This window comes from Corynebacterium tapiri (assembly GCF_006334925.1).
Taxonomy (GTDB): domain Bacteria; phylum Actinomycetota; class Actinomycetes; order Mycobacteriales; family Mycobacteriaceae; genus Corynebacterium; species Corynebacterium tapiri.
In genome coordinates, this window is record NZ_VDHJ01000013.1 from 42909 (window position 1) to 53783 (window position 10875).

Sequence of the window (10875 nt, forward strand, 5' to 3'; positions counted from 1 at the left end):
GCAACGGCCCGGAATCCACACACTTGGTGGGGATCCGGGCCGATTTTCTTGGTCTAGATGAGCTGCGCTCCGGCAGCTTCCATCTCCGCCAGGGCGGCGTCACCGCGCTGCGGATCAACCGCTGAGCACATTCCCGTGAGCACGCGGACCTCGAAGTTTTCCTTCAGCCCGTCGAGGACGGTTGCGCGCACGCAGAAGTCGGTGGCGATTCCTGCCACGTCAATGGCGGTGATCCCGCTGGAGCGCAGCCAGTGTGCCAGCGACTCGCCCTCGAAGGTGCCCTCAAAGCCGCTGTAGGCCGCCTCATACTGTCCCTTCTTGAACAGCGCGTCGAAATCCACGTCGCGCAGCGCCGGGTGCAGCTCCGCACCCTCGGTATGCGCCACGCAGTGGCGCGGCCAGGAGTCCACAAAGTCCGGCTCATCGGAGAAGTGGGAGCCGGGATCGATGTGCCAGTCCTGGGTAGCCACCACGGCCGCGTAGTTGGTGGCCTGGGCGACATCGGAATCGACAAAACCCCCGATCAGGCGAGCGACGTGATCACCGCGCTCGGTGGCAAGAGAGCCCCCGGGGCAGAAATCGGGTTGGACATCGACGATGACGAGTGCTCGCATGATGGGGAATACGCCTTTCCGGTTACAGGACCAGCAATTTTGGCTTAGCTTAGTTGCTTTGCTGGGAGTTTATCCAGGAAACGGCGTTATCAGCGACCGTCGCGGGGGGCTGGGCGACGTCGAAGACTGCGCCCTGCTCGTCCTCGTCGAGCTGCTCCAAAGTAGCCATCTGAGAATCCAACAGGCTGGCTGGCATGAAGTGCCCAGGGCGGGTTTCCATGCGTGAGTACAGCAGGTCATAGTCCCCGTGGACGTGGATAAAAACAGCATCGGGAGCCACAGCCCGGATGCGATCCCGATAGGAGCGCTTAAGTGCGCTACAGCCGATGATCCCACCCTCGGGGCGCTCGGCCAGCCAGTCGCCGACCTTTTCTAGCCAGGGCCAACGATCCTCGTCGGTCAGCGGAGAACCCTGCGACATCTTGTCGATGTTCGCCTGCGGGTGCAGATCATCTCCGTCGCGGTAGGGCAGCCCCAGGCGCTCCGAGATCAGCTCACCCACGGTGGACTTTCCGGAGCCCGAGACTCCCATGACAACAATGTGCAAACCTGACGCCATAGGGGCCGTCTCACTTTCCGTTGCTTCTGTCGCGTGCGTATCCAGTGCCGTCATCGATCCGCCTCAGGGGAGGTGGGGTCGGCGTCGGTGACGTCCACGTCGACCGGTGGGGCCGCCGTTCCCGGCTCGGTGCCGCGTGCCTTCTCTTCTCGGTTTGGCTCGTTCTCCGGGTCCGCCAGGGCGTCAATCGAGGCCGGTTCCTGGGGAGCTGCGGCGATATTATCCGGGTATTTGGAGCGGTACAGCGCGACGATCGTTTCCGCCACCTGCTTGTAGGTGACCGACGCGGTGTTAATAGTCAGGTCGTAATACTCGTCCTGGTTCGGGTCGAAGCGGTAGAGCTTGTGCGCCATCTCGGCGCGGATCCGGTCCTCCATGCGGCACTGGGCCAGGGCAGCGGAGCGGTCGAGACCGGTCTGGTATTCCACGCGCTCGGCCCGCTTATCCTCTGGAGCAATGAGGCGGATGTGCATAGTGCCCACTGCACGTCCCAGCACCAGGGCACCATTGCGGCCCAGGATCACGCCACCGTTGGATACCTTTTCCAGCACCTCGCGGGTGTTGGTCTGCGCGGCTTTGTGGTTGGCCGAGAGCTCAGTCGCCACCGCCAGGTCGGTTTCCTGGGAGCCACTGTAGGAAACAGCACGTAGCCAGCGGTCGAATCCGGAGTCGGAGATGAGCTGGGATTCATCGACCTGGGCTAGCTCAGCAGAGCTGAATTTCTGCTCGATGTAGGGCACGCCCAGCATCTGGGCGACCATCGGGGAGATCGAGGTGGCTCCTGATCCGCGCTGGCCAAAGATGGTCACGATCGGCGGGTTCACCCCACCGGGCTTGCGCAGCAGCGTGGTACGGCCATCACCTTTTTGCTCGCTGATGACGCGCGCGCGGTCAACGCCGGCAGTCGAGGCCACCGAGTCCTGGGTGCGGCGCTCGTTGAGCTGTGCGATGACGTTCTCGTGCGCCTCTCCCGAGAGCGGGTAAGCCAGCATGATCACGATCGCGATGACGGCGAGCACGGCCGGTACGACGCCGGCTGCCACGTGAATGCCGCGGATAGCTTCCTCGGTTTGCTCGTGAGCACCGGAGACGTAGCCGAACAGGCCCATAACGAACAGTCCGAGCCAGCCACCGAGGCCCTGGCCGCACTTACGAATGAAGGACAGGATGGAGTAGGAGCCACCCTCGGCGCGGATGCCCGAGACGTATTCTCCGTAGTCGACGGTGTCGGCCTGCATGGAGAACATCAGAGAGTTGGTGCCGCCGGTGCCAATGCCGATGAGTAGCCACGCCACGATCGCGATGACCAGGTTGTTCTCGGGCATGAGAAAGACCAGTACGTAGCCGAGTGCCAGGATGATGCCGCTGAGCACGTAGCCATAGCGCTTGCCAAAGCGCACGGTGATCGTGGGGACCAGGGAGGCGATGGCGATCGTGCCGACGGTCTGCGCAGCCATCAGCCACGACATCCACGAGGCGTTACCCAGGATGTAGATGGCCACATACATGCCGATGGCGTTGGCGGTGAAGATTGCGCCCAGCAGGAAGAACGCGCCGGAGCACAGGATCAGCAGCGGGCGGTTCTTGCGCAGCATGGCAAAGGTGGACTTGAACGAGATCTTGCCGGTTCCGCGCGGGACGTTCTCGCGAGCGTTGACAAAGCAGATGAAGTACAGCACGAGTGCGACGACGGCGAGCGCAATCATGATCAGGGTGAAGCGCAGGCGGATGCCGTCGGCCGCCGTGTCCTTAAACTGCGGCGCGATGAAGATGGTCAGGGCCACGCCGGTGATCGCCGAGGCGATCGAGCGCGCGCCGGAGAGCTTGGAGCGATCCACCGGGTCCTGCGTCATGGCTGCGGATAGCGAGCCATACGGGATGTTGGTGAAGGAGTAGGCCAGCTGGAAGGCTGCGTCCAAGAGCACGATCCACACCAGCGTCATCGTGGGGTTCAGGCCTGCCGGTACGGAGAAGAGCAGGACAAACACGATGACCAGCGGCGTTGATCCCATGAGCAACCAGGGGCGCAGGTGGCCGAAACGGGTATTCACACGGTCCACGGTCTGGCCGGCGATGAGGTCGGCAACACCGGCCCAAATCTTGGTCAAGCCGTAGACAAGTCCGGCCACTCCGGCCGAGAGCCCCACGATTTCGGTCATGTAAACCGTGAGGAACATCGAGGTCATCATGAAGGTGAGGTTGTTGGCGACGTCGCCAAGCGAGTACGCAATCACCTTGCTGCGCGGCATCCGGCCAAGGGAGTTGTTGGCCACCGCTGTAGTAGTCATCGTTAGTCGTCCTTCTTACATTCCGGTGATTATTCGGCTCGGGGATCGCGGCGGCCGTAGCTGGCGGCTTCGAGTTCGGTCCAGCGCTGGCGCAGGAAGCGCGCGGCAGCCTTCGGGCGGCGATCGCGGGTGAAGGCACCCTTCTTGTTGCCGTCGACGCGGACGATGCCGAACTTGGTCTGGAAGTCTGCGAAGTTCCACATCTGCTCGCCGATGATCTCGTCGAACTCGTCGAAGATGCGGGCGTACATCTTCAAGAACTCCACCTGGTAGTCCTCGGTGAAGGGCTGGTTGTAGATGGAGTGCATGCCGGCCACGGTGTCGGCGCCGAACTCGGTGAAGATGATCGGGGTGTCCGGGAATCGCTCTACCCAGCCGCGCACCTCGGCACGCAGCCCCTCCTCAGCGCGGGCCAGGTCTCCGGTGTTGACGTACCAGCCGTAGTAGCGGTTGAGCATGAGCACATCGAAGAGGTCAGAGATCTGGCACTTGTCGTAGGGAGCCAGCATCACGTTGACAAATCCCACCGGACGCGTGGGATCGGCCTGGCGTGTGGCCTCGACCAGCGGGAGGAAGTATTCGCGGGCCTCGGGGGTCTCGGACTCCGGCTCGTTGGCGATCGACCACAGCACCACGCTCGGGCGGTTCTTGTCGCGGGTAATCAGGCGCTCGATCTCCAGGCGATGCTGCTCCTGGGCAGCCTTTCCGATGGTCTCCTCGCTGAAGGTCGCACGTGTCTCTGTTCCACCCAGGATTCCGCCGGCCACGCCCAGGTTCAGCCCCACGGCCGGGGTCTCGTCGATGACCACGATGCCGTGACGATCGCAGTAATCCATCCACTCCTCGGAGTAGGGGTAGTGGGCGGTGCGCAGGGAATTCGCGCCGATCCAGCTCAGCAGCTCCATATCCTGCATGAGGTGGGCATCGGAGTGCGCCTTGCCCAGGGTTTCGTGGTCCTCGTGCATGCCAAAGCCAGTGAAGTAGAACGGCTTGCCGTTGATCAGGAACTGCGCTCCCTTGACTTCCACGGTGCGCACACCAAAGTGCTGGCGGTAGACGTCCAGGACGGCACCGGAGGCGTCGAGAAGCGATACCTCCAGGTCGTAGAGCCCGCCCTTGCCGGGCTCCCACAGACGCACGTTCGGAATCTCCGCGGTGCCCTGATCGCCCTCGCCGCTCGCCACGACCTCGCCGGTGCGCTGGTCGAGGATGCGTACGGTGGTTTGGGCTTCGCCCTGCTTTACGACGTCCCATTCCACCCGGCCGGTCGAGCCCTCGTAGTCGGTGGTGATGGTGATGTCAGCGACGTGGACCTGTGGTCGAGCCACCAGGTACACGCTGCGGTGGATGCCCGAGTAGTTGTAGAAGTCGTGAAGGTACTCCTGCTCGCGGGTGCCGTCGGCATGCTCGATGACCTTTCCGGGCGGGATGGTCGTGTAATCCAGACGGTTATCCACCACGACGGTCAGCTGCACGCGCTCGCCGGCACGAGCATGCTCGGTGATGTCGGCCTCGAAGGGCAGGTAGCCACCCTTAAATCGGGTGATCTCCTGACCGTTGGCAAAGACTATGGCGTGGTGGGTTACCGAGCCAAAGCGCACGAGGATCTGCTTGCCGTCCCACTCGCTGGGCACCTGGATGGTGCGCTGGTAGAAGTAACGGCCCACGTGGTTGCGCACACGCTCGTCGGCCACCACGTCATTGATGGAGGCCGGGACTGCCATCTCGCGGGTGGTCTCCAGGGAGGCGTTTTGCCAGCCAGCTTCGACGCCGTCGTTGTTCCAATCGACCTTAAAGTCCCAGAAGCCGTCGAGGCTGATGCGGGAGCGAGTCGGAGTTTCTTGTGGGTAGAGCATGGTTTAGAGCTCCTTCAGCTGATTGGTGATGGCGTCGATGACCTCGGCGTCCTGCGCCAGCTCCGAATCCAGGAGTGCGAGCATGGCGGGGACGGGGTTTTCGGCGCTGAGTGCTTCGGTGACCTCGTCGGCGCGGGAGTCCTTGAGCTCCTGGTCTTGCTGCAGGGCCTGCTGAGCGAAGGCAATCCACGACGCGATCGAGAACGCGGCGGCCTCACCCGAGCGGCCAGCGGAGCGCTCGGCCTTGAGGATCGCGGCGGCGCGCATGCGTTGCTTGGTCGCACCGTCAATGGCGATCTGCGCCAGATTGTGGCGAATCCGCGGGTTGGTGAAGCGCTCGATGAGTGCGGTGCGGTACTCGGGCACGTTGAGCTCCGGGCGGGTCAGGTGCGCTGCGGCCTCGTCCCACAGGTCCTCGACGCGGGCCCGCACCTCCTCATCGTTGATGGCCTCCGCCACGGTGGTGTGGCCACGGAGCTGGCCGAAGTAGGCCATGAGCGAGTGGGATCCGTTGAGCAGCCACAGTTTGCGGTTTTCAAACTGTTCGATGTCGTCGACGAACTCCACGCCAGCGCGCTCCCACTCGGGCCGGCCTGCCGGGAACTCGCCCTCGATGACCCAGCTGAAGAATGGCTCGGTGACCACCGGGGAGTTGTCGTGGTAGCCGGTCATCTCGGCTACCTCATTCTTGAGCTCGTCCGTGGTGGCCGGGGTGATGCGGTCGATGGAGCTCGACGGGAAGGTGACGTTGTTTTCGATCCACTGGGCGAGCTCCGCGTCGACCTCGCGGGCCAGACCCAGGACTGCGGCGCGGGTAGTGGCGCCGTTGGCAGCGATGTTGTCGCAGCTCATCACTGCGAGCCCAGAGAGCCCGGCGGCCCGTCGGTGAGCCAGGCCCACCAGGAGCTTGCCGGCAGCGGTCTGTGCCTGCGGGGTACCTTCCAGGCCCTGCCGCAGCAGTTCGATGTCTGCGGCCACGGTCTCGTTGTCGGTGTCCAGCTGGAAGCCATCGGCCAGGTAGTAACCCGCCTCGGTGATGGTCATGGTGACCACGCACACCTCCGGCGAGGCCAAGAGCTCGACCAGGCGCTCGACGTTGTCGGCGGGCTGGGCCTCCACCAGGGTGTCGATGACCTGGCACTCGTCTCCATCACCCGAGCGGGTCACCAGCGTGTAGAGCCCATCCTGCGGCTGCAGCTCAAGAGCCGCACCGGCACTGCGGCCGGTAAAGGACGCGTAGCCAAACTCCGGGTTAGCGGACTCTTGCTCTGCCTGGCGGGTGAGAAAAACCTGGTGAGCTCGGTGGAAGGCGCCCAGACCCAGGTGGACCAGGCGGACCGGTGGGGTCTTGGCCTCGGCGTGGGTAGAACGATTCAGCGGTTGATTCACAGCTTGAACACCTTTCGGGGAGAAGCGTCAATGAGCTCGACGATGGCCTCGGCGGCGCGGTCCTCGGAGATACGGTGCTCCGCGACCAGGCGGGCCAGGTAGGCGGCCTCCACGCGGCGAGAGGTGTTGTGGCGCACCGGGATCGAGCAGTAGGCGCGGGTGTCGTCGATAAAGCCCGAGTAGCGGCTGAAGCCGGTGGTTCCGGTGGTGTACTGGCGGAAGCGGTTCATCGCGTCGATCTCGTCGATGAACCACCACGGGGCGCCCGCGTAAGCGGCGGGGTAGTAGCCGGCCAGCGGGGCGATCTCGCGGGAGAACACGGTCTCGTCGATGGTGAACATGACAAAGTGGAAATCCGGGTTCTCGCCGAAAGCACTGAGCAGGGGCTGCAGGCCGCGGGTGTAGTCGAGCTGGAACGGGATGTCCGCTCCCACATCCGCGCCGAATCGCTCGAAAGCGCTTGCCGAGTGGTTGCGGTACACACCCGGGTGCAGCGTCATCACCAGGCCATCGTCCTGGCTCATCTCCGCGAAGCGGTAGGTCATGTTCGCCTCGAACGCCAGTGCCTCCTCGAAGGTGGCCTCGCCACGCATGCCCTTGTCCAGCAGTCGTTGGGCCTCGGCGTCGCTGAGCGGGGTGGAGTCGGTGTTGTGGGTGCCGTGGTCAGCGGAGGTTGCACCGGCCTCGATGAAGTACGCGCGGCGGTTGCGCATGGCTTCGAGGTACCCGGCGTATCCAGTCTTGCCGCCGCCGGCGGTCTGAATGAGCTTCTCGACGCCCTCCGCAAACCCGTCCTTGTACATCTTCGTGTAGGCGTCGGGGCGGAAGGTGGGGAGCACGCGGGTGGTGAAGCTGGCATCGTCGCGCAACTGCTTGTGCGCAGCCAGATCGTCCAGCGGGTCGTCGGTGGTGGCCAGAACCTCGAGGTTGAACTCCTCGGCGAGTGCGCGCGGGCGGAAGTCCGGGCGCGAGAGGATCTCGTTGAGCTCGTCGTAGATGGTGTCGGCGTTCTCGGCGCTGATACGGGTGGGATCGATGCCGAAGACGTGCTCAAACTCCTGCTCGACCCAGTAACCAGTAGCGGTGCCGGCGTAGAGGTGCCAGTTGGAACAGAAGATGCGCCAGGCTGCCTTCGGGTCTACCTCGTGCCCACCTACGCCTAGGTCTGCCAGGCTGTGACCGGCCGAGTGCAGCACGCGAGTGAGGTAGTGATCCGGGCTAATTAGCAGCTCAGTGGGGTTAGGGAAGGCCTCGTCCGTGGTGAACATCGTCGGGTCGAGGTGACCATGGGGGGAAATGATGGGCAGATCCTCGACCGAGGCCAGCAGGCGACGAGCGATGTCGCGGGTCGCCGGGTCCGCTGGAAGCAGACGATCGGGGTGTGCGGCATGTGACTTACTCATATGACCATTGGAACGCACGCCTGGGGCGGTGGCCAAAGAGTTGCCAAAAGTTGCACCAATGGTGCTACCCAGGGCTCGCTCGCCCTCCGCTGCTGGCCGGAGGCTTAGCTGGTCTAAACCTCTAAAGGAATAGGACCAAAGGAGGTGCCCTTTAGAGGTTTAGGGCGGAAAACTGAGCCCTTTGGTCCGATTCCTTTAGAGGTAAGCAGGCACATGCCTGCGAGTAGGGCCCGTGGATACAGCGCGGCCCCGGTGTAACTGCTCACCCGGCGCGAGCTTTAGACCCGGCGAACTGTTGACTCGCGCACCACCAGGCGGGTCGGCAAGACGCGCGGAGCACTCATCGCCGGGCCAGCACTACGCGCCATAGCCAAAGCATTGGCGGCAGCGACCCGGCCGACGGCGCGCAGGGGAGCGGCCACACTGGTCAACGATGGCTTGACTAACCCAGTCAGGTCCGTGGCGTCGTAGCCTGCGACCAGGACGTGTTCGGGTACGCGCACGCCTTCGCGGGCGGCTTGATCGATGAACCCGATGGCGACGAGGTCGTTGAAGCACACCACCGCGTCGGTCGGTTGATCCCGCCAGGCCTCGAAGGCGCGCCTGCCGCCGCGAATGTTGGGCTGGTCGGCCTGCATCTGCCGCACATCGATCAGGCCCGCCAGCTGTTGAGCCTGCACGTAGGCGTCCTTGGCAAAGCGACCCAGATCGGTGGGGGGATCCTCTTTGGGGCCTTGCGAGACGTCGATAAGCGCGCGCCAGCGGATCGAATCCGCCCAGGAATTGCGGGGCCCGGAGATGTAGGTCACCGTGCGCGCCCCCTGCTCGACTAGGTGCGCCACGATGCGCAGCGTGCCGGTGTAGGAGTCCACGATCACGCTGGGCACTCCAGGGACCGGGCGGTTGATCACCACGGTGGGGATGCGGCGGGCGACCTTGATCACGTCGGCGTTGTCGAGGCGGGAGGAGGCGAGCAGGAGGGCGTCGACAAGCGGAACCAGCCGTTCGACCGCGCGCATGGCCTCGGGCAGCGACTCGCGAATATCCGCCGTAAGCACCACAGAACCCACCACCTTGGCGGCATGGTCGGCGCCGGCGCGAATGTCTTGGAAGAACGGGTTCGAGCCGTCGGCCACCACCAACCCGATGGCGCCGGTGTTGTGGCCCGTGCCGGAGCGGGTGGTTACGTCCTGGCGGTACCCCACTTCGGCGGCAGCCGCGCGCACCCTCTCAGCGGTGGCAAAGGAGACACGTTCGGGCCGCGCGAACACCCGAGACACCGTGGACGCGCTGACGCCGGCTCTTTCGGCGACCTGATAAATCGTGGCACCCGACATAGGCAGCCACGGTAGTCGTTTAAGGTGCGTAGACGTGAATAGTCTCATCACTGATTACCTGGCCGAAGTTCTCGACGAAGTCCGCGATGACACCGCCGGTGAGGTCCCCACCTATATTCCTGCCCTGCAGAAGGCGGATCCGAATTGGTTGGGGGTCGCGCTGTGCACTGTGTCTGGAAACGTGTACTCGACCGGTGACAGCTCACCGGAGTTCACCATCCAATCGGTGTCCAAGCCGTTCGCGTATGCCTTGGCGCTGCAGGAGTTTGGCATCGATAAGGTGCGTGAGCACGTGGGTATGGAGCCCTCTGGTGAGGCGTTTAACGAGCTCTCGCTCGAAGAAGAGGACAAGCGCCCGCTCAACGCGATGATCAACGTCGGTGCCATCACAATCAACCAGCTGCTCAACGGCACCGATTCGACCGTGGAAGACCGCGTGGAATACATCCGGAAGTACTTTTCGGAGCTTGCTGGCCGAGACCTGCGCATCGATGAGGATGCCGTCGAAGGTGAGCTCGAAGGCGCAGACCGTAACCTGTCTATCGCCCACATGCTGCGCAGCTACGGCATCATCCACGATGAGGCTCACGACGCCGTCTTGAGCTACACGCAGCAGTGCTCAATCCTGGTGACCATCGAGGACTTGGCTGTCATGTCCGCCACCCTGGCCAACGGCGGTGTGAACCCCAAGACGGGCAAGAAGATCCTGGATGCTGACGTTTGCCGGCACACAATGGCAGTCATGGCGTCCTGCGGCATGTACGACGCAGCTGGGCGCTGGCTGGCCAAGGTCGGCATTCCCGCAAAGTCCGGCGTGTCGGGTGGCTTGATCGGTGCGCTTCCGGGCCAGCTCGGCATCGCGTCCTTGTCACCTCGCCTGGACGAGGTGGGCAATTCGGTGCGCGGAGTGACCGTGTTTGAGCATCTCTCGGATGACATGGGCATGCACCTGATGAACACCGAGAATCGCGCAGGCAGCCACGCCGTTCGTTCGATTACCCGCGAAGGGGACTGCACGACCGTCCACATTCAGGGAATCGTCAACTTTGTGGCCGCCGAGGCGATCGTTCAGGTACTCAACCAGCACGACTTCACCACTGGCCGCGTGCTTCTCGACGTCTCCCGCATCGTCGAATCTCACCCCATCGCGCGTCGCATGCTGAAGGAGGGCCTGCGTCGTCTGCGCGAGGACGGCCACGAGATCGGCGTCATCGACCCCGAGGGCGAGCTCAGGTCGCGCGTGCTTGACGACGGTTCCCGCCTCCCGCTCGTGGAGTAACACCTGGTTGGGGTGCTACGGCCTGTGCTTTCGGGCGCGGGCCGGGTAGTGCCTTTCGGAGTGCAAGATTCTGCACGACGGTGGATGTCAACCTGTTTGGAGTCACTGCACCCCCACAAGATTGATACCCACCTGCTCAGCAGGCCCAGC

General features: G+C 63.8%; 8 protein-coding genes. 1 reads left to right on the forward strand and 7 read right to left on the reverse strand.

All coding sequences use genetic code 11. The features are described 5' to 3' along the window. Positions 1-53 precede the first annotated feature (53 nt). The 7 genes from FHE74_RS09415 to FHE74_RS09445 all read right to left on the reverse strand — a co-directional run bounded on the left by FHE74_RS09415 (position 54) and on the right by FHE74_RS09445 (position 9446). Positions 54-617 carry a nicotinamidase gene (locus FHE74_RS09415; RefSeq protein WP_281279424.1) on the reverse strand — a complete coding sequence of 188 codons (564 nt, stop codon included), beginning with the start codon at positions 615-617 and terminating at the stop codon, positions 54-56. Between the two features lie 46 nt (positions 618-663). Then, a complete protein-coding gene (locus FHE74_RS09420; protein ID WP_139466258.1) occupies positions 664-1173 on the reverse strand; it encodes a gluconokinase in 510 nt (169 codons plus the stop codon). Between the two features lie 50 nt (positions 1174-1223). Further along, positions 1224-3461, reverse strand: coding sequence for a cytidylate kinase family protein (locus FHE74_RS09425; protein ID WP_246049269.1), 2238 nt, complete (start codon positions 3459-3461; stop codon positions 1224-1226). 29 nt (positions 3462-3490) lie between these two features. Next, positions 3491-5317, reverse strand: coding sequence for a beta-glucuronidase (gene uidA / locus FHE74_RS09430; protein WP_139466259.1), 1827 nt, complete (start codon positions 5315-5317; stop codon positions 3491-3493). A 3-nt stretch (positions 5318-5320) separates the two neighbouring features. Continuing rightward, on the reverse strand, positions 5321-6706 hold the full coding sequence (locus FHE74_RS09435) for a mannitol dehydrogenase family protein (RefSeq protein WP_139466260.1): 1386 nt from the start codon (positions 6704-6706) through the stop codon (positions 5321-5323). Beyond that, positions 6703-8109, reverse strand: a complete 1407-nt coding sequence (gene uxaC, locus FHE74_RS09440; protein WP_139466261.1) for a glucuronate isomerase — start codon at positions 8107-8109, stop codon at positions 6703-6705. Before uxaC ends, FHE74_RS09435 begins: the two co-directional genes overlap by 4 nt. 278 nt (positions 8110-8387) lie before the next feature. Continuing rightward, positions 8388-9446 (reverse strand): LacI family DNA-binding transcriptional regulator, encoded by a 1059-nt coding sequence (locus FHE74_RS09445; protein WP_139466262.1) that lies wholly within the window; start codon positions 9444-9446, stop codon positions 8388-8390. A gap of 34 nt (positions 9447-9480) precedes the next feature. Between FHE74_RS09445 and FHE74_RS09450 the strand changes: the two genes are divergently transcribed. Then, a complete protein-coding gene (locus FHE74_RS09450) occupies positions 9481-10725 on the forward strand; it encodes a glutaminase (protein ID WP_139466263.1) in 1245 nt (414 codons plus the stop codon). Positions 10726-10875: the final 150 nt, after the last annotated feature.

What these genes read in the sequence shown, in the direction of transcription:
- FHE74_RS09420 (WP_139466258.1), bottom strand. Translation starts at nt 1,173, where the DNA reads ATGGCGTCAGGTTTGCACATTGTTGTCATGGGAGTCTCGGGCTCCGGA.
- FHE74_RS09425 (WP_246049269.1), bottom strand. Translation starts at nt 3,461, where the DNA reads ATGACTACTACAGCGGTGGCCAACAACTCCCTTGGCCGGATGCCGCGC.
- uidA (WP_139466259.1), bottom strand. Translation starts at nt 5,317, where the DNA reads ATGCTCTACCCACAAGAAACTCCGACTCGCTCCCGCATCAGCCTCGAC.
- uxaC (WP_139466261.1), bottom strand. Translation starts at nt 8,109, where the DNA reads ATGAGTAAGTCACATGCCGCACACCCCGATCGTCTGCTTCCAGCGGAC.
- FHE74_RS09445 (WP_139466262.1), bottom strand. Translation starts at nt 9,446, where the DNA reads ATGTCGGGTGCCACGATTTATCAGGTCGCCGAAAGAGCCGGCGTCAGC.